Source organism: Trichocoleus sp. DQ-A2 (assembly GCF_039961915.1).
Lineage (GTDB): Bacteria > Cyanobacteriota > Cyanobacteriia > Cyanobacteriales > FACHB-T130 > FACHB-T130.
On record NZ_JAMPKD010000017.1, the window covers coordinates 1 to 19,936 of the forward strand.

A 19,936-nucleotide genomic window follows, 5' to 3' on the forward strand; every position below is an offset into this window, starting at 1 on the left:
CTTTTCGGGACGCTATCGCAATCGTAGAAAGCGGTTTGGCTTACGCTTCAACTTGATTGCGGGACTGTTGAACTACGAACTGGCACATACTCACTGATTCATGCAGGAGGTCTAGTGAAGGCAAAAGTATTTGCAAATAAGCCACTGAAGAATCTACCTTCTCTGTCTCTCTTACTCACTTTGTGTTCGTGTTAGTCTTTAATAGCGATCGCGCGATTCCCAAACATGAAAATCGTTCTTCTAGCCACCCTTCAGCCCTCAGTCCTCAGTCCTCATCCCTCAGCCCTCAGTTCTAAGATCGGGATGCTAGAAATTCTCGCAAGCGCAGCAAACTGAGTGTTTGCCCCAAACTCAGCGACAGTAGAGATACTCCTTCTAGACGTGACTGTACCCAATGTTCTCCCCAGTACCACTCGTGATAACCGTCAATTCCTTGACTCAAGAGCAGGCGCAGACAGTTGGGTTGAGCCACTTCCACTTGGTGTTGTATCGCCACTGGCCCCACCCAACTGGTGTAAATTAACCCCTCAGACAGTTGTTCCGGTAGCCCTGCGGAAAGGCGCAGGGGCCACAACCACTGGCTTTGCTGGCTGGGGCGAAGCAGACTGTCGCCGATGGCTGCTGCGGGGGAATTTACTTCTATTCTAAGATGGCTTTGTTGAAAGTTTCCTAGCATAAACAGTTGCGGTTTCTTTGTTATTAGTTGTTACTGGTACAGAAGTTTCTATTTACTGTTCCTAATCTTAATGTAATTGTTTTTCTTGAGAGTAGTGGCTAAATAGTCCTGGCAGCTAAGAATTATCATGCATACTCTAAATTCATATTTGCATCAACAACAAAAAATTTATTTTAATATAATATCTGTTTTTAAATTAACTAAAACAACATAAAAAATGTTTTTTAAAAATGTTAATTATATTTCAATCCTTATTTTTAGCCTGTTTATCCATCTGTGCCTGATAGAAGATTCAGGTTCTTATCTCTTATTTGAAAAACTAGCTGTTTTTGGCGGTTCTGATAATTAGCACCGCAAATACCACCTCACTATTAACTGCCATGCCTACAATAAAAGTATAGTGTGTTAAGAAATGTAAGGTCTTTTCATGGCTGATCAGTTAATCCGTGCCACGGCGGCAGAGGGTGGAATTCGCGCCGTTGGGGTCATTACCACACGCCTCACACAAGAAGCCAGACAGCGTCATAATCTTTCATACGTGGCAACCGCTGCACTGGGACGCACCCTGTCATCTGGGCTATTACTTGCCTCTAGCATGAAGCGAGAGGGGTCAAGGGTCAACATTCGCATAAAAGGAAATGGGCCACTCGGCGGGCTTCTCGTTGACGCCGGATTGGACGGAACTGCACGAGGGTATGTAGATAACCCAAGCGTGGAACTGCCCCCAAATGCCAAAGGAAAACTAGATGTCGGGGGAGCAATCGGTCGGGAGGGATACCTCTATGTCGTGCGCGATGTGGGATACGGCTACCCGTATTCGAGTACCGTTGAGCTGGTGTCGGGTGAAATTGGGGATGACGTTGCCCACTATCTGGTGACTTCCGAACAAACGCCCTCAGCGCTAGCGGTGGGTGTATTTATAGAAGCGGGTACAGTCCGGGCTTCTGGTGGGTTGCTGGTGCAAGTCCTGCCCAAGGCGGCGAGCGACGAGAGCCTAGTGCAACTTTTGGAATCTCGAATGGAAGCACTGGCGGGCTTTACACCCTTGTTACAGGCAGGCAAGACGTTGCCAGAAATTTTGGAGCAACTACTAGGAGATATGGGTCTGGTCATCCTACCAGAAGTCCAGATGCTGCAATTTCACTGTGGTTGCTCGATGAGCCGTGTCTTGGGTGCTTTGAAGATGCTAGGCGAAGCCGAACTGCAAGACATGATTGAAAAAGATGATGGAGCCGAAGCGACTTGCCATTTTTGTGGAGAGGTTTACAACGCCAGCAGTGACGAATTGGCGGCGCTAATTGAGGATTTACGTGCCGAGTCTGTTTAGGAATCAGAAGTTAGAAGTCACAAGGTAAGAAAAAATTCTAGATTCTGTAGCTGAATTGAAAATTTCCTTGTGAATGATGAATTATAGATTTTGACTTCTGGATGAGAATATAGCTTTTTGCGGCTGAGGGGAGTAGGATTGCAACTACTGCCTGTGCTAAAAAGCATTCGTCCCAGGCGAAGCGCGTTGTGGTGTGAATAAGCTATGACTAGAAATCCCGAAATTCCAGATGGCGGGCGGAGCGGCAAGTCTTCAAATTCGGCTGGGTGGACATCCCAAAAACGAGTGCCTGCGTCTGGGCGTCCGAGCGATCGCAAACCACACACGAGCGAGAACTCTTCTCAGCCCGTCCCCAGAAAAGCACCGCGTCCGGGGAAACAGCCACTTCCTCCACCAACGGATCGTCCTCAGCGTCCGGCGGGTAGTGCTGCACCAGCAGAGGGGGGTCAGCAAATTCCAGCTACACTGCCGAACTCTCCGTCAGAAGCACCCAAGCCACCTCGACCTAAACGTTTTTTACGCTTGCCGACTAGCTGGGCATTCTGGGGCATCTTGGTGGTGCTGCTCTCTGGGGGGCTGGGTTTTACAGCGGTAGCGCTGTTGTTTAACCTGCCAGCGCTTCCCAACTGCCCAGCCATTTTTTGGCCTACGGCTTCGGCATCACTGCGCCTCAGCTGCGCTCAGATAGCGGCTTCTAAGCAGACGGCAAAAGATTTGCTAGAAGCGATCGCGCTGGTGAATGGTTTGCCAGAAGATCACCCGCTACGCCCAGAAATTGACAAGCATCTGGAAGAGTGGTCGCGGGAGATTTTGAAATTGGGAGAGGAATCCTTCCAAGCGGGTCAATTGTCCGAAGCGATCGCAATGGCTCGCAAAATCCCCACGGGCGTACCAGCGTACAAGTTGGTGGATGAGCGTGTAAATCGCTGGCAATCCATCTGGTCGAAGGCAGAAGGCCTTTACAAAAAAGCCGAGGACGAGGTGCGCGAGTCTAACTGGACTCAGGCTTTTCGCGATGCGGTGCAACTGGTCTATATCGGCAATAACTACTGGGCAACAACCAAGTACGACCAACTGGTGAATCTAATTCAGTCGGCGCGGGAAGAAAGCGCCAAGTTGGATAAAGCGTTCCAACTTTCTAAGAGCGGAGGATTAGATAATCTGTTGGAGGCGATCAAACTGGCACAAGCAATTCCGCCCAGCAGTTTGGCATACAAGGAAGCTCAAGGCGCGGTGACAGAATTTGGGCGCAAATTAATCGATATGGCTCAAGAGGCGCTCGATCGAAAAGACTGGCAAACGGTCATCCTCATTACCAGTAAAATTCCCGAAAGCCTGAATTTACAAAGCGAAGCGCAAGATTTGAACGACCTGGCAAGTGCCCAGTCTCGCGCTCAGAAGGGAACGGTTTCAGATTTGGAAGATGCGATCGCCCTTGCCCAAAAACTAAATCCAGGACGCCCTCTATACGATAAAGCCCAGGATTTGATTGTTCGCTGGCAGCGAGAAATTGAAGATGTCGCCCATTTAGATCGGGCGCGGGAACTGGCAAAAGGCGGAACGGTCGGTGACTTAAGCGCAGCGATCGCGGAAGCACAACTGGTTCCCAGCACCAATCCCCGCTCCGCAGAAGCAAAATCTCTCGTCAATAACTGGACGAGTCAAATAGAGACGGTAGAAGATCGTCCCTATCTCGCTCGCGCCGATCAACTGGCAAGTTTGGGGGATATGAGTTCCCTGCAAGAAGCCATTAACGAAGCGAGTCAAGTGGGTCAAGGACGCGCTCTTTATACAGAAGCGAGGCGCAAAATCCGACAGTGGACTGACAAAATCGAGCGAATGCAAGACCAGCCTTATTTGGATCAAGCGACTGGTTTAGCGAATGCAGGGGATCTTTCCGGCGCGATCGCGGCAGCGGGACAGATTCAAGCGGGACGAGCGCTCTATCAAGAAGCTCAAGGCAAGATCCGACGGTGGCAAGACAGAGTTGAGCGGGTACAAGACCAGCCTTATTTGGATCAAGCGCAAGCTTTGGCGAGTTCGGGTAATCTTCCGGGGGCAATTACCGCAGCGGGACAAATTCGCTCAGGACGAGCGCTCTACGGTGAAGCTCAGGAAAAAATTAAAAGTTGGCGGACAGAACTGCGATCGCAAGAGATTTTGCAGTCCGCTTATCAGTTAGCGAATCCAGGAACACCGGATGCGATCGCGCAAGCAGTTCAAACGGCTCGTCAGGTGCGTAACTCGACGCGAGTCGGTGCTGAAGCTAGAGAGGTGATTAATCGCTGGAGCTATCAACTGTTGGCGATGGCACAAGATCAGGCGCGGAATGATGTCCAAAGAGCGATCGCGATCGCCCAAAACATCCCCGATGGTTCATCTGCCTACACCGACGCTCAACGGGCAATCCAAGGTTGGAAACAAAGTCTAGAACCTCAGTCCCTGGAGAACTCACCTTCTTTTTAGTCATTAGTTGATTATTCGGTGTTTTGCCAAAATCTAAAAACTAATCGCTCATTACCGCTTTTTCTGTTTCGCCTTTGTTGCCGTACCGCTCTTTCTTTTTCCTTTTTCTAGTATTGGCGCAACATACTTTAACCACAATTGAGTATGAGGTCTGCCAGCCTGATTCCACTCCTTAACAATCTGCTCGGATTCCCCGGCTTTTTCTAAATACTCCAAACCATTTGGCAGACCAAGAACAGAAGCTTTTGCCAGATAATATTTACGCTGTTGAGTAGAATCGCACCGTTCCCAACATTGCGCGGCACGTTCATAGTTCTTGGCGCGGTAGAAACAAGTTCCCGCACGGTAGAGCATCCCATTCCAGCCTTCTCCTAAAGCTTCGAGAACCTCTCCAAATCGCTGCCACTCATTCGGGTGGAGGTTTGTCCCGGCAATTAAAGTCCCAATTCCCGTCGCATATTCCTCCAAGGCTAGTTTCAACTGTCGGCTGTTGCGGTGAATCTCCAACTGGTTGCTTTTGATGCAGTATTGGAGGAAGTGAGTGAACTCCTTTAAAGAAGGTTGGCTCAATTTTTTGTCCATAAATTGGGCAATTTGCCGCTCTGATTCCCGACCTGGCGGAGCCTTGTCAAACTGCTTCAACAATGCTGACCAACACATCCCCTGCCAAAAACAATCCCAAGCGTCTTCTGTTTTGCCAAGCATAAGAAAACGTTGACCAGCTTCGCTAAATTTATGCTCAAATTTGAGTGCCCAAGCTTCACAAATTTCTGCTTTTTTAGCGTAGGCGCGATCGCTATAACACTGTCTGGCACGTCTCATGAAATCTGGATCTTCCGAGTTCATTCCCCGACTCTCGAACTCCTGCGCGATTGAGTGCCAGTCATCTTCTTGCAGATCCCGTGCGCTTTCAGGTTTTCCTAAACGGATGGGTTGAACGTTTTCTCGCCAAGCAGGGTTTTGTGACTGCTGTAACAGCACTTCTAAATAAGTTTCTGTGACCCCCCAAAGCCGCTGGTCTCCGATTTGAGAATCAACAACAAATAGACGTTCTTTGGCTCTGGAAGCAGCTACGTAGAGTTTATTAAAGAAAAATTCAAATTCGTATAAACGATCTGCCAAAATGTCTTTTGAGTCTTCTCGTCGATTGACTAGATTCCAGACAGCTTTGTTACATTCCTCGCCAAATTTGTAGAGAACGACTCGTTTAAATTCCAATCCTTTAACTGCACTAGCACTCAATACATTTTTGAGCGGTTCTGACTCTGGAATCTCTGCCAAAATTTGAGAAAGAACCGCATCGTTTTGAGCATAAGTAAGCTCTCCCCCTTCTTCACAAGGCACAATAATAATCGTGTCTCTCAGGTAGTGTTTGAGTTGCTCAATTTGAATATTCCGACCAATAATAAATTTTTGCGGAGTGGGAAAGTGACCTTGTTTCCAGGCAGTTTGCGGCTGAAGTGCCGGAATTTTGAACAGAACCTGACGACACAATTGGATCAGGTTAATCACTTGCACCACCGCAGTACAAGAGCGATAGTTAGACTTCAGCTCCGGGAAATTCATCCGCAGATTTAATCGCTGTGTGGGATCGAGTGCTGCGATCGCTTCATTGTAAAATGCTGCCTGTACGCTCTCCCAACGAAATCCCGTCGGGTTCAAGGTTTGGAAAGGATCTCCAGCAAAAGCAAAAGGCAAATTACGCATAGGCTGGTATCCCAGATCGCACTGAGAGAATGCAGACAGCCGCATAATTAACTGAAGCTCCAGCCGGGTGAAATCTTGCGCCTCGTCGCAGAAAATAGCGGTGTACTCAGCACGGTAACACTTGAGTTCCAGCACCAATCTAATCAAGTCTTGATCGTCCCAGTACCCTAGCTCGGTTGTTAGCCGCTTATACCAACGTCCCCAGATGGTTTTATAAATTTCTTGGAACTGAGCGGCTGGAACAGTGCGTTCCTGAGTCGGCACTTCATCCTGGTAGTCTTCTGGAGTCATGTACCGGAGACTGTACCCCTTGATGAAAGTTCTAATAACGTGCCAGGAAAGTTCTGGGGAATAGACCTGTGCTTGTGGCAGCTTTGAGTCTCGGTAAAGCTGTCGAAAGCGATGGAAAGAAATGTATTTCTGAGAATCGAAACGTTCCTGGAGTGTATGCCGGTAGCCGGTAGGGTTTCCCGCAGAGTAAGGTTGCTGGCTCATCCGGTTAGCCAGTGACGCATCGTCTGCTTCTAAAGGGAGTAAGTTTAAGAGAAATGTCCCAAACGGCTGAAAGAAGGCACTGACATCGGGGATTTCCGAACCTTCTGTTCGATCTGCTACAAAGCGGTGATGGAATGTATGCAGACAGCGCACAAACTCTTTAGCTACCTCTAATAGCCGCTTATTATAAGTAAGAAAAAGCGGCTTTCCTGGAAGTTCTTTTCCCGGTTCGTAGTAATATTTTCGATAGCAATAATCTGCAAACAAATACAGCAGCATGGTGGATTTACCGCTACCCGCCCTTCCATTTAAGAAAAGCGGCAGACAATTATTTCCCCGTGCTGATGTTGTTGACACCGAGTTAAGAATTGCCTCTTCTTCTGCCGAAAGAGCTAGATTTACTTCTGCGCCTCTTTGAATTGCAAGCCAACTTTGTTGATCTGTTACTAAGTAACTCGGATAAGACCGTCGCGCAAAGGGAGTGAGTTCATCCAGCGTTAAAGGCTTAGATAAAACATTTTTAGAACCATTAAATAAATTAGTTGCCTCCCCTATTTGGGCTATTTCTTCTGTAGAAGGTCGATGAGCAAAAGATGCTAGGAGAAATAATACTATTCGAGGCGGTTTATCGGCGGTCTCAAGTTGGCTAAATAGCACATAGCAATTATTTTCACCGCACAAATACACACCAGGCCATGCAGCAATTTTCTCAGCGTTCCTCGATTTTTCTTCTATTCCAGAGATAATTTGATAGTAAATTTCCCAGTCTTCTCCGATTTCTGGACTCTTGAACTTGGCAATCCACTCATCACTTTCGTAGAGGATTGCCCAAGAGTCTTTATCCTTTTCTATCTCCCAGCCTGGAGGTTCTAGCCAGGGAAGCAAATCGTCTGGAAGCGGTTCGCGCCTTGAAGACACGTTGCTGGCTGACGGTTGCTGTTGTTGAAGCCAACCAGTTAGCGCTTCCTCATCTAATTGGCAGTCGAGATTCTTTTTGCCGTACTCTTCTGGGGTTCGCAGGAACTTTTTGTATTCTTTAGAGCCACGGAGAAAAATGTCTAGTAGACATAGCACCAGGTCGTCCTGTACGGGTCGAATTCTGGCAATGAGGCGTAAATTGTTTTCCCCTCTCCGCTTTAAGTAGGGATAAACCCTCTCAAAACGTGCCTGTGACTCATCAATACTCAAAGGCTCAAGTTCGTTGCATAATTTATCTACTTGAGCCTGAACACCATAGCACAGAGTCTTTCGGTTAAATTGGGAGGTGCGATAGACGTACATAAACTTGTCTGTAGCTGTTTCTGAAAAAAAACAGGCTGAAGCCACTATTACTTATTGTTATGCAGTAGAGAAATTGCTGTGTAGAATTTTTGTTACATCTTACACAGAATCGCAGTTTTTGCCTCAAATAGTTCTAATTTGCCTATCCTTCCAGGTCGTGTCATTATCCACTTGTGTTGAAACTTGAGCTTTGTTTCAATCCCGCCAGAGAATAAAATTTCTCTTCTAATTGCTCAGAGAATGGTTTAAAAAACTGAATTTTATAAAATTAGTCTGTTTCAACTTACATTTTGTACTACTCGCATTACCTGTCTCTAGTTTCAACCCCTTGCTAACAGAAGCAAGTTTTCTCTTAGAAGACTAAGTAGAAATTTAAGTCCATTTCAATGAACTTAAGCTATGAGCTTTGGACTGAATTGCAAAGCAGACTCTCAGCTTCCTGCGAATGGTGCAATATGTCCTTATGCTTAAGGTAATGACAAACCTTCCAGGGTGCGCCAGGAAAGGAGAAATCACCGATATCCTAGTACCTATGTCAATTGGTATTTAATTACATTTTTCTACTTAAGCACTTGTCTGAATGGGTAGTTGCACGGTAAATGTAGTCCATCCTTGTGTGCTTTGAGCCTGAATGGTTCCTCCTATTTTTTCGACCAAATTTTGCACTAAATATAGCCCTAATCCACTTCCTCCCTCTTTCCAGATATCACCATTAGGAATGCGGTAAAATTTTTCAAAAATTCGAGGTAATTCTGTATTTAAAATTTCTGCTTGATTGGTGATTTTAAAGTTTACTCTTGAATTTGAGGTTGAATTAATATTTATTGAATAATCCACATAGACACTAATGGATATTTCACCAAAAGAGGGGGTATATTTACAAGCATTTCCAATCAACTCTATTAATATTTGCTCCAGACAAACTCGGTCTGAAATCAGTGGAGGAAGAGCGGGAGAACAATCAATATTAAAAATTTGCTGGCGCTGAGCTATTCCAGGTTTAAATGGCTCAATTAAAGTCGGAAGCCAGTATTTTAGAATTAAAGTTTCTGGAGATATTAATTTTTTTTCCGATTCTAAACGATGCAAATCTAAGATATTGTTAACTAGTTCTATTTCCCGAATACATTCAGCTTCTAATAACGCTCTATATTGTTGCTGTTGTTCTTCATTAGAAATGATTTCCAACATTTGAATAATCAGCTTCATGTTGGCTAGAGGGGTTCGCAAATCGTGAGAAGCTCTAGCAAGCAAATCATCTTTTTGAATATTGAGCTGCTGGAGTTCTTGGATTTTCCCTTGCAGGAGTGTCACAGCTTCTTGTTTTTTCAGCCGAGTAGCGATCGCGCCTAGCAATTCTGCTCTGGTAAACGGCTTCGTCAGATAATCATCAGCTCCCAGTTGCATCCCTTGGCGCAAGTCTTCTCTCTCCGTTTTAGCGGTGAGAAAAATGAACGGAATCATTGCCGTTATCTGGTCTTGGCGCAATTGAGTTAGCACGCTGTAACCATCAAAATCGGGCATCATGATATCACAAATAATTAAATCGGGTTCGTGTTCCCTCGCTAACTGCACTCCCACCAAACCGTTTTCCGCACCAATGGCATCAAACTCCTCAGCCTTGAGGAGTTTGAGAAGGTTGCTTCTAACTGCTGGCTCATCTTCAATCACCAGAATCTTTTTCACAGGTCTGACTCGTCAATCTGTTATTTAAAGGAAGAACGACTTTAAATGTCGTGCCAAGCCCAATTTTACTAGCTACTATTATCCTACCCTGATGTAAGTCTACACACCTTTTAACAATTGCCAGTCCTAATCCCGTACCATTGATGTTACTAACATTTGTGCCCCGGTGAAACGGTTCAAACAATCGGGATCGATCTGCCAGAGGAATCCCGATTCCTTCATCTTGTATTTCTAAAATAGCCTCTCCGTCTTGGGAACTAACTTCAAAATAAATATTGCTGTTATTTGGTGAATAATTAATAGCGTTTGAGAGCAAATTATTTAAAATTTGTCGCAGCAACGTTCTATCCATACCAGCACTCAGAAATTGGTATCGGCTGGTAAAGACAATCTTATGCCCACGGCTCGCGGTAAGTTGGATTTCGGCAATAATTGTCCGACAAAATTCAATTAGGTCAAGGGATACCGGATTAAAGTTTAATCTTGCTGCGTCGGCTCTCCCTAATGTCAGCACATCATTTAACAGATGGGTCATGTGGTTAACAGAGGATTGAATGAGATGAAGTTGTTCTAATCTTTCCTCTTGAGTCCAGCGATCGCCATAATATTCTAGTAATTCGGAAGAAGACAGAATAATGCTTAAAGGCGTGCGGAACTCGTGAGAAGTCATAGAGACAAAGCGAGATTTCAGTTCGCTCAGTTCTTTCTCTTTTGCCAAAGCATTCAAAATCTCTTCTTCTGCCTGTTTGCGCTCCGTAATATCTATGCACGAGCCGATGTAACCCGCAAAGCTGCCATCAGGTGTGAAGCGCGGAATCCCCGTATCTAAAACCCAGCGATAATTCCCATCAGCACGCTTGAGGCGGTATTCCACTCGCACTGGTTGGCGAGTATTGAAGGCTGATTTATAGGTGTCCAAGCAACATCGTAAATCATCAGGATGTACACTTTCTAACCAACCGTTGCCCAGTTCTTGTTCAAGATTGCGTCCTGTAAAATCTAACCAAGCTTTGTTGAAAAATGTTCCCTTGTAATTAAGGTCTGACATCCAAATCAAGGCAGGCACGTTGTCAGCCATAATCCGGAAGCGGGTTTCGCTTTCCCGCAACGCTTCCTCCATCTGTTTGCGCTTAGTTACATCCAGAGTTAGAGACAGCACTGATACTAAATTGCCCGATTTATCTAATAATGCCGAGTTGTACCATTCGCAATAAACAACCGAACCATTCTTAGTGTAATTGCGGTTGCGAGAAACATTACGCTGTTCGCTGCTATCGATTAGCCGCTGAATAACGCTATCGACAGTTGGCACGTCTTCAGAAAAGACAAACTGCCACTCAGCGGGATGTTTGCCAATGACTTCCTCCGCTTTCCACCCGAAGATTTTTTCTGCTTCCGACGACCAACGCGACACCCGAAAATTACAATCCCACTCTATGACCGCTAGGGGTGAGTTTTCAAAATGAAAGTTTAGTCTCTGAAGTGCATCCCGGAGCGCTTCCTCTGTCTGCTTTTGCTCAGTAATGTCACGAGCGACACTTAACACAGACTCCACTGAGCCATCTAAAGCAAATTCCGGGACGATACGAGCTTGATAGCATTTTCCGCTGACTGAGGACTTGCTTTCAAAAACGTGTGGCTGACCTGTTGTAAACACATCTTGAAGAATTTGTTGAAAAGGAATATAAATTTCTGGTTGGATTCCTAACTCTGGATGAGTTTTGCCGATAAAGATTTGTGGGGATATTCCGATTGCTCGTTCTACAGCGGAATTGACATATAAATGTTGCAATTCTTTGCCAAATCGGGAAATGATATCAGGGGAATTGTCAGCCAGTGCTTTAAACTCTTGTTCGCGGCGGTGGAGTGCTTCCTCTGACTGCTTGCGCTCGGTTATATCGACTGCAATCCCGGTTGTTCCGATTACCTCCCCGATGTTATTAAAAATTGGGGTTTTAATTGTTTCTGTCCATAACATCTTTCCTTCTTGGTAGACTGCGGGTTCTTCGACACGCTTGCGCTTGCCGATTTTCATCACCTCTCGATCGTCCTCTCGATATCTTTCGGCTAAATCTGGATGCCAAATATCTAAATCTGTCTTCCCAATTAAGTCTTCTGGTTTGAGTCCGCAGGCGTTACCAAATGCCTCGTTGACGGCAATGAATCTGCTTTCTTTGTCTTTTAACCAAGCTAAATGGGGAATGTTATCGAGGATGGCTTTCTGCTGGCTGCGCTGCTGTGTTATCTGTTCCTCTGCTTGCTGGCGTAGCGTAGCGTGCCGCAGGCTTTCACTAATGTCTTCTAAAATTCCAACATGACCGATAAATTCTCCTCGATCGGAGAACATCGGTGAAGACTGAACGCGAACCCAACGCACAATTCCTTCCTTAGTTTGAAAGCGAAACTCGTCAGAGTATTCTCTCCGTTCACGAGTATGTGTTAACCAATCTGCAAAGACGCGATCGCGATCGCTTGGATGAACAAACTGCAACCACCCTTCTTGCAAACTCTCCGCCAAGGTAAAGCCACAGATGGCTTGACAGCGGAGATTTGTGTAGATGCAGCACCCCTCCATATTTGCCAAAAAAATCCCCACTGGCGAGTAGCTACTCAAACAACGGAACCGTTCTTCACTTGCTCGCAACGCATCCAAAGCTTTTTTGCCTTCGATAATTTCTTGCCGCAATTGCTTGTTGGTTTCTGTTAATGCAGTGGTACGTTCCTCAACTCTAATTTCTAAGGCTTCATTCGCTTGATTCAGTGCCGCTTCAGCAGCTTTTCGTTTGGTGATATTGCGGGAATTAACAACAAGGTCAGCGATTAATGGGTTAGCAAAACAGTTATGATATTGGCGCAGTAGTTTAGCTTTTTCTGCTTTGAGTTTCCGGATTAATTGTGGTTTTAGCACAGCCTGCACAGAGCGCACTTGCCTTCCCAATCTACGCATATTCTTTTGACCTTCAGAGTAACTTTAATTGTTTGCAATAGTGATTTTTTGCCTTACCTCAACCGCCTCAATAGCGAGCATTACCTAATTATGCTGAAGTTACACTGCTATCTAATTCGCGTGAATTAATTGCTAACAGCTCCTCTTTGTACCCATCGAATTTACAAATCTAATTTATAAACAACTACTGAAATTAAGACGGGACAAGCGATCAGTGTAGGTTAGTAGTCTAAGTTGGCTACAGTTGTACGATCGACTACATTCGCCTTTAACATAAACCCTTTCTCTGGGTAGATTCAAGACCTCTTCCTTAGGAAAGGCGAATGAGCTGATAATCCTGCTTAGATTAAATACAAATTTGTACGGGAAGTTAATGATGAAAGGCATGAACCCAGCGCAAAAATTTGCGTTAATTATCGGCATTTTCTTTTTCCTTTGTGGTGTAATGGGATTTATTGCCGCCTTTGTGAAAGCGCCTACGGTTACGCCTGATATGGCGGGTCTTGGATACACAAGTGGATATGGTTACTTACTGGGGTTATTCCCCATCAATGTCTTACATAATGTTGTTCACCTTGTCGTAGGACTTCTGGGAATTTTTGCATCCATCGCCTTAGACAGTTCTCGTCTCTATAGTGGAGTTTTGGGAATTTTCTATGGGGTGCTAACGCTAATGGGGCTTTTTCCGGCTACCCAGTCAACCTTGGGCTTGATCCCAATCTTTGGCAACGATGTCTGGCTTCATGCAGTCACCGCCGCGATCGCAGTGTACTTTGGCTTTTTTGCTACACCGGATTTGTTGGAACTAAGCACGCCACAACAGGGCGGTACTCGTAACGAGGGCTAAAAAAGGGTAGCGTTTAATAGCGGGTCGATTGTCGAATCCGATTGAGTTTTACGTCGCTGATTGCCTTACAGAAAATCAGTATGCCTTTACCTTAGCCGAGGTATTCTGGTTTTCTGTAAGCTTTAAACGGAATTACCGCGCATATTAATAACACTTAGATCCAGTCCTAAATGATTCGTAAACGCGAGATCCCCGACTTCGAGAAAGAAGTCGGGGATCTGAAAGGCTGGCTCACAACTCAAATAGGATTGCTATATTTGTAACACTTGCATCTGAATCAATTCTTGGTATTTTCGATTTGGCGCACCACGGTGAGGGCGGAGTAGCTGACGCCTGCGGTTCCTTCGCCGGGATGGGTAGAATCTCCCACTAGCCACAAATGATTCACGGGTGTGCGATTGGCAAAGCCAAAGGGACCAAAGGTGGAAACTCGCTGACCAATCCCGCCTACAATGCCGCGATCGCGTGCTGTGAAGCGGGCAAAGGTGCGGGGTGTAGCGGCTTCTTGATGGACGATGGTTTCTGGTGTCAAGTGAAAAAATTGGCTCAGACGAGCGATCGCTTCCTCGGTATATTGTTGCTTTAACTGTTCATAATCCTCAGATTGCCACCAATTCCGAGTGTCAACGAAGGAAGACGCAATGATAGTTGCTTTACCTTCTGGGGCGCGACCATCTTTAGGGTGGCTCACTGAGACAAATAGGGAGTTATTTTCTCCAATCGGGCCGTCATAATCGTAGAGAAACTGCAAATGAGGCGGGCATCCTGAGGAAATCGCGCTTCGATCGACACCGAGATACACCACAAATGCTCCCGACGATGGGGGAAGTTTATCGACTCGACGACGATAGCGATTTTGGGTTTTGGGTTCCGAACTAGGAATTCCCTCTGGTGTCTCTGCTTCCAAAAGTTGCACCAAATTTTGGGCGGTGACATTGGCAACGACATGGTCAGCGGGTTCTGTCCAGACAGCGCCAGTTTTTTGATTGCGAATAACGACACCAGTGGCTTTGCCATTTGTGGTGTGGATGCGTTCAACGGTGTGGCGCATCAACAGCTTGCCAGCATCTCTCTCTAAAGAGGAGACTAGGCGATCGCTCAACACCTGCATACTGCCTTGAAGATGAAATAGTCCCTGCGGCTCTTGGGACACACTCAAAGCCGTCGCTGCATAGAGCAGAGCCGTTTCTTCAGCATCTACCTGAGAATAAAGCTTGAGCTGCAAATCCAGAAACGTTCTTAGACGCTGATTATCGCCCAAACCATACCCCCGCAAAGCGTCCCCCACTGTCAAAAAAGTGTAGGGCAAAGTAATCAACGTATCGGGACGAACAGCCGATACCAGTTGCCATAAGTCCCACAAATTTCGCGGCGGTAGCACCGGATCGCGCGATTGAAATGCAAAGCTGGCTCGGAATAAAGTCGCCAACAACTCCCAAAATGGTTCGCTTCCGGGAAACTGCCGAATTCGCTCCGCCTTCCACTTTTGGGGGTCGCGCCAGACGTTAATCGGTTCGGTTTCTCCCGGTAGATACACGGCACAAGCTGGATCGCAAGGCGTCGCTGCTGGGATTTCAATTTCTAGTTCCTGAAAAATCCGGTGATGAATCCCCCCCGGTTCCAGTCCAGCCACCTGAGTCGCTCCCACATCAAAGGTAAATCCTTTGCGTTTGAACGTGGAAGCACATCCCCCAGGCACCAGAGCTTGATCCAAAACTAAGACTGAGTAGCCTCGACGAGCCAGTAATGCCCCAGCCGTGAGACCACCAATTCCAGCACCGATAACGACAACATGACAGCTTGGCATGAATTGAGAACGAGGATTCCCTCTTCCGAGACTTAATATTACGTTACATTAAGTTTCGGCTTCCTGACAGGTTCGCGCTCGACGATGAACAATCGGGATTTCAATGTAAAACTCTGTTCCTTGTCCGGGTTCTGAGGAACACTTCAGAACCCCGCCGTGCTTCTCGACCACAATTTGATGGGTAATGGATAAACCCAAGCCTGTCCCCTTGCCAACAGGTTTAGTGGTGAAGAAAGGGTCAAATAGTCGTGTTATCGCCTCTGGGGGGATGCCAGAGCCATTATCTCGAATCCGAATCACCACCTGAGGACAGTCATCAATTTCGACAACCTCAGTGCGAATTCTAATCGAAGCAACTGGCACTTGAGTATTGGAAATGGGGGGAGTTTGACCTAACTCAAGAGAGTGCGTATGCAAATTCTCGATGGTTGCGATCGCTAAGTGCTGATAGCTGTACTCCTCTAAAACATCAATCGCATTGTTGAGGATATTCATAAACACCTGGTTCATCTGTCCAGCGTGACACTCCACAAGCGGGAGATTGCCGTACTCTTTGATCAGCTCAATTCCCTGATTTCCCCCCTTTGCTTTCATTCGATGCTGTAAAATCAGCAGCGTACTATCTAACCCCTCATGAATATCGACCGCCTTCATTTCTGCTTGATCGAGCCGAGAAAAATTCCGCAAACTCAGAACAATCTGGCGAATGCGGTCTGCCCCTAGCTTCATAGAAGAGAGTATCTTCGATAGGTCTTCTATGACAAAAGTTAGATCGATATTTTCCTTATACGCTTCGATTTCTGGGACTGGATCGGGATAATAACCCTGGTAAAGTTGTAGAAGATGCAGCAAATTTTGGGTGTATTGATCTGCGTAAGCGAGATTGCCGTAAATAAAGCTGACTGGATTATTAATTTCGTGAGCAACACCCGCAACTAACTGCCCCAGACTGGACATTTTTTCGTTCTGAACCAGTTGGGATTGACTGCTTTGCAACGTCTGCATCGCTTTTTTCATCTGGACTGCTTGTTGTTGCAGAGACGCGATCGCGCTGCTTTGTGCAGCTTCCGATTCTCCTAAAGCCTCCAGCGCTTGCTTGCGCTCGGTGATATCTTCGGAAATGCCCAACAAATATTGGGGAATTCCCGATTCGTCGAAAATCGGGATTTTTTTAGTGTGCAGAATCCTCAAACCTTGATGTTTTGTCTGGATTGGCTCTTCCAGAATCTCCAGAAGTTTCCCAGATGCCAACACTTCGCGATCGCGACTTGTGAAGAAATCAGCTTGCTCTGGCGGGAAAATGCCATAGTCGTTCTTGCCTAACACTTCTTCCTGAGAATAACCAGTGAGTGCCTCGTTAGCTTTGTTCCAAAATACAAATCGCAATTCATTCACTTCTTTAATAAAAATTCCAATTGGCAGATTTTCTACGATGGAATTCAATAAATCATGAGTATGTGCCGTTGCTTTTTGTGCCTGTTTGCGTTCAATAATTTCCCTTTCTAATTGTTGATTTGTCTGCAATAAGTTTTTAGCACGAGCTGCCAAAACTTCCAAATTGGCGTTCGCTCTTTCCAACTCAGCCTTAGCCTGATCCAGTTGATTTTTCGTGTTTTTTTGGATTCGGAAGTTTTCAACCAGGAGCGAGTAGTAACGCCTCAGAGCCATGAAAGCTCCCACAACTAAAGCCATGATTGGAACCATGCCTCCCTGAATTCTCAGCATCATTAGGGAGCCGTTTTGCCCACCCAAGACTAATGTTAAAAGCTGCACTGAATGTTCTATAGCACAGCTCAAGAAGATTGCTACAGTTACGAGTACTAATGGATTGCTGAGTAGATGCTGCCCTCGAAGAAAACCGCGATAAATCAAAAACGCAGTTGTATAATAACCAGCTGCAATGATGGTGTTTGTACTTCCTGAAAATCCACTCAGCATGAGTACAACTGACTCCAGTTAAATGAAGCTTTAGTCTGGTCTATCAGACTAAGCCATAGTATCTGTCTCTAGACTGATAAAGCCTCTGAAATTCTTAAATTTATCTAAAAATACAGAGTTTCTTTCAAGCTTTTAAAAATTTAAAATAAATCTTTCATAATCAAGGTATTTCCCAATACATAAATAAACAAATTTTAATCAATAAGGCAAATTTTAAAGAATGATTGACTTTCTTAATTAACTTGAAAAAATGGCACGGAAAGGAAATATGTGTTAAAGGCGAAAGGAGCGGGCAACTTTTTAAAAACATCTAGAGAGCGATCGCGCAATGCTGGGGAGCTGGCTGAGGAGACAGGTGCAGACTGAGTAAGATAAAAGGAGAAATAGTCCAGCGCCGAAGAACACATGACCTCAACTCTGCTCAAATCTACGCCACTCAACGCCCCTACTCTCCACCGCCTGCCTAACGGTTTAACGATTGTGGCAGAGCAGATGCCCGTCGAAGCCGTTAACCTAAACGTGTGGATAAATGTCGGCTCATCGGATGAGCCAGACCCCATTAACGGTATGGCTCACTTTCTAGAACACATGGTGTTTAAGGGGACGCCAAGGCTCAACAGTGGAGAATTCGAGCGACTGATTGAAGAGCGGGGTGCCGTAACAAACGCAGCCACCAGTCAGGACTATACCCACTACTACATCACAACAGCTCCCAAAGATTTTGCCCATTTGGCACCATTGCAACTAGATGTAGTGCTAAATCCCAGCATTCCAGAGGATGCCTTTCAAAGAGAGCGATTGGTCGTTTTAGAAGAAATTCGCCGCTCGGAAGATAATCCCCGCCGCCGGACTTATCAGCGGGCGATGGAGGTGGCATTTGACACCCTGCCTTACCGGCGTCAGGTACTTGGGCCAGCAGCGGTAATTGAGCAGCTGACGGCGCAACAGATGCGCGATTTCCACGCCAGTCAGTATCAACCCAAATCGATAACAGCGGCAGTTGTGGGCAATTTGCCGGTTGAGGAATTAATTGAAATTGTGGCAGCGGGATTGACGGAGATAGGCGTCAGCACTCAAGAGCCAGAAGTCAAAACTCAAGAAGCGATCGCCTCAACTCTCACTCCCGAACCCGCTTTTAGAGAAATTGTCCGCCGCGAGTATGTTGATGAAAGTTTGCAGCAAGCGCGGTTAGTGATGATGTGGCGAGTGCCTGGAATGACGCACTTATCCGATACTTACGCGCTGGATGTGTTGAGCGTGATTCTGGGACAAGGTCGGATGTCGCGGCTGTTCCGAGATTTGCGGGAAGACAGGCACCTGGTGACGAATATTGGGGTGAGCAATATGAGCCATCGGCATCAAGGCGTCTTCTATATTGGCGCGCAGTTGCCGGTAGAGAATTTGGCAGAGGTGGAAGCGGCGATTCTGGCTCATATTCGCACCCTCCAGACAGAACCCGCGAGTGAGGCAGAGATTTCCCGCTTCCGGACGCAAGTAGCGAATCGGTTTGTCTTTGGGAATGAAACGCCGAGCGATCGCGCCAACTTATACGGCTACTATCAAACCATGATGGGTGATTTGGCTCCAGCATTGAATTATCCGGCTCGGATTCAAGCGTTGGAAGCGGCGGATCTCCAGTCAGCAGCTCAACAGTATCTCTCTTGTGATGCTTATGGTGTGGTTGCGATCAAGCCCGCTAGCTAGGTTTTTTTAACGCAAAGGTTAACGCAAAGGTACGCCAAGGAATCAATCTGGTTTGGCGTACCTTTGTGCTTTCTTTAGCGTGACTCTGGGTTAAAATTTCTCCCATGTGGACAGAAATAGACGCTCAAATCACTCGCCTAACGGGTGAAAAGTTTCAAAGTCAGCAGCGGCAGTCGGTGAGTGGTGGTTGCATCAATCAAGGCTATGCTGTCAGCGATGGGCAACGCACCTACTTCATCAAAATCAACCAAGCGTCTTTGGTTGATATGTTTGAGGCGGAGGCGCTGGGACTCCAGCAAATGCAAGAAACTCACACGATTCGGGTTCCAAAACCGATTGGCTGGGGCACCAGCGGGAATTCTGCCTATATCGTACTGGAGTGGCTGGAAATGGGGCGCGGCGACACCCATTCTTGGGAAGAAATGGGACGGAAGTTAGCGGCGATGCACAAATGCGCTGGAAAAGACGCCTTCGGCTGGGACAGAAATAACACGATTGGTTCGACGCCACAAATCAATAATTGGACAGCAGATTGGGCGGAATTCTATGCCAAGCATCGTCTCGGCTATCAATTTCAGCTTGCAAGGCGTCGCGGCGGTCAATTTCCCCGACAGGAGCAATTGCTGGCAGCAATTCCCGAACTGCTAGCAGATTATCACCCTCAACCATCGCTGGTTCACGGCGATTTGTGGGGGGGAAATGCAGGCTTTACGGCATCGGGAGAACCCCTCATTTTCGATCCGGCGGCGTATTATGGCGATCGCGAGGTTGATATCGCCATGACAGAACTTTTCGGTGGCTTCCCCGCAGCCTTTTATCGCGGCTATAACGAAGTATTTCCTCTAGCTCCAGGCTACGAGCGCCGGAAAACCTTCTACAATCTCTATCACATCCTCAACCACTTTAATTTGTTTGGCGGCGGCTATAGTTCGCAAGCCAATGGGATGATTGAGCGTATTTTGAGATAGTAGAAAGAGATATAGCAACCCTAAATAAGTTGTAAACTCTCTCTTTCTATCTTTTCTTCGCGCTCTATAGCGCTAACGCGCATGGCT

The 19,936-nt window shown here is 46.4% G+C and carries 11 protein-coding genes and 1 pseudogene; 6 read left to right on the forward strand and 6 right to left on the reverse strand.

Annotation, left to right across the window (positions count from 1 at the left end):
* A pseudogene (locus tag NC997_RS17450) lies at positions 1-97 on the forward strand (IS5/IS1182 family transposase); the annotation flags it as partial.
* A gap of 195 nt (positions 98-292) precedes the next feature.
* Here the strand turns inward: NC997_RS17450 and NC997_RS17455 are convergent.
* Positions 293-676 (reverse strand): hypothetical protein, encoded by a 384-nt coding sequence (locus tag NC997_RS17455; RefSeq protein WP_190414613.1) that lies wholly within the window; start codon positions 674-676, stop codon positions 293-295.
* A 427-nt stretch (positions 677-1,103) separates the two neighbouring features.
* Here NC997_RS17455 and hslO point away from each other — a divergent pair, with 427 nt between their 5' ends.
* Complete coding sequence (gene hslO, locus NC997_RS17460) at positions 1,104-2,003, forward strand: Hsp33 family molecular chaperone HslO (RefSeq protein ID WP_190414614.1); 900 nt, start codon at positions 1,104-1,106, stop codon at positions 2,001-2,003.
* Positions 2,004-2,207: 204 nt separating this feature from the next.
* Entirely contained in the window at positions 2,208-4,469 is a 2,262-nt protein-coding gene (locus NC997_RS17465; protein WP_190528081.1) for a chromosome segregation ATPase, read from the forward strand.
* Positions 4,470-4,520: 51 nt separating this feature from the next.
* On the opposite strand, the gene NC997_RS17470 is transcribed toward NC997_RS17465, so the two are convergent.
* The 3 genes from NC997_RS17470 to NC997_RS17480 form a co-directional block, all read right to left on the reverse strand.
* Complete coding sequence (locus NC997_RS17470; RefSeq protein ID WP_190528083.1) at positions 4,521-7,952, reverse strand: hypothetical protein; 3,432 nt, start codon at positions 7,950-7,952, stop codon at positions 4,521-4,523.
* Positions 7,953-8,516: 564 nt separating this feature from the next.
* A complete protein-coding gene (locus NC997_RS17475; RefSeq protein ID WP_190528085.1) occupies positions 8,517-9,638 on the reverse strand; it encodes a response regulator in 1,122 nt (373 codons plus the stop codon).
* Complete coding sequence (locus NC997_RS17480; protein ID WP_190528088.1) at positions 9,616-12,585, reverse strand: PAS domain S-box protein; 2,970 nt, start codon at positions 12,583-12,585, stop codon at positions 9,616-9,618. Before NC997_RS17480 ends, NC997_RS17475 begins: the two co-directional genes overlap by 23 nt.
* 373 nt (positions 12,586-12,958) lie before the next feature.
* On the opposite strand from NC997_RS17480, the gene NC997_RS17485 reads away from it, so the two are divergent.
* Complete coding sequence (locus NC997_RS17485; RefSeq protein WP_190528090.1) at positions 12,959-13,432, forward strand: DUF4383 domain-containing protein; 474 nt, start codon at positions 12,959-12,961, stop codon at positions 13,430-13,432.
* A 277-nt stretch (positions 13,433-13,709) separates the two neighbouring features.
* On the opposite strand, the gene crtD is transcribed toward NC997_RS17485, so the two are convergent.
* Positions 13,710-15,239 (reverse strand): C-3',4' desaturase CrtD, encoded by a 1,530-nt coding sequence (gene crtD, locus NC997_RS17490; RefSeq protein ID WP_190528092.1) that lies wholly within the window; start codon positions 15,237-15,239, stop codon positions 13,710-13,712.
* Positions 15,240-15,287: 48 nt separating this feature from the next.
* The gene (locus tag NC997_RS17495; protein ID WP_347276123.1) at positions 15,288-17,012 is read right to left on the reverse strand and encodes an ATP-binding protein; all 1,725 of its coding nucleotides are present in this window, start codon (positions 17,010-17,012) and stop codon (positions 15,288-15,290) included.
* Between the two features lie 570 nt (positions 17,013-17,582).
* On the opposite strand from NC997_RS17495, the gene NC997_RS17500 reads away from it, so the two are divergent.
* A complete protein-coding gene (locus NC997_RS17500) occupies positions 17,583-18,881 on the forward strand; it encodes a pitrilysin family protein (RefSeq protein WP_190414622.1) in 1,299 nt (432 codons plus the stop codon).
* A 104-nt stretch (positions 18,882-18,985) separates the two neighbouring features.
* Positions 18,986-19,849 (forward strand): fructosamine kinase family protein, encoded by an 864-nt coding sequence (locus NC997_RS17505; RefSeq protein WP_190528096.1) that lies wholly within the window; start codon positions 18,986-18,988, stop codon positions 19,847-19,849.
* Positions 19,850-19,936 lie beyond the last annotated feature (87 nt).

Bases quoted from the DNA above. Each gene is read 5' to 3' on its own strand.
- NC997_RS17480 (WP_190528088.1), bottom strand. From the start codon at position 12,585: ATGCGTAGATTGGGAAGGCAAGTGCGCTCTGTGCAGGCTGTGCTAAAA.
- NC997_RS17470 (WP_190528083.1), bottom strand. From the start codon at position 7,952: ATGTACGTCTATCGCACCTCCCAATTTAACCGAAAGACTCTGTGCTAT.
- NC997_RS17500 (WP_190414622.1), top strand. From the start codon at position 17,583: ATGACCTCAACTCTGCTCAAATCTACGCCACTCAACGCCCCTACTCTC.
- crtD (WP_190528092.1), bottom strand. From the start codon at position 15,239: ATGCCAAGCTGTCATGTTGTCGTTATCGGTGCTGGAATTGGTGGTCTC.
- NC997_RS17485 (WP_190528090.1), top strand. From the start codon at position 12,959: ATGATGAAAGGCATGAACCCAGCGCAAAAATTTGCGTTAATTATCGGC.
- hslO (WP_190414614.1), top strand. From the start codon at position 1,104: ATGGCTGATCAGTTAATCCGTGCCACGGCGGCAGAGGGTGGAATTCGC.
- NC997_RS17465 (WP_190528081.1), top strand. From the start codon at position 2,208: ATGACTAGAAATCCCGAAATTCCAGATGGCGGGCGGAGCGGCAAGTCT.
- NC997_RS17455 (WP_190414613.1), bottom strand. From the start codon at position 676: ATGCTAGGAAACTTTCAACAAAGCCATCTTAGAATAGAAGTAAATTCC.
- NC997_RS17505 (WP_190528096.1), top strand. From the start codon at position 18,986: ATGTGGACAGAAATAGACGCTCAAATCACTCGCCTAACGGGTGAAAAG.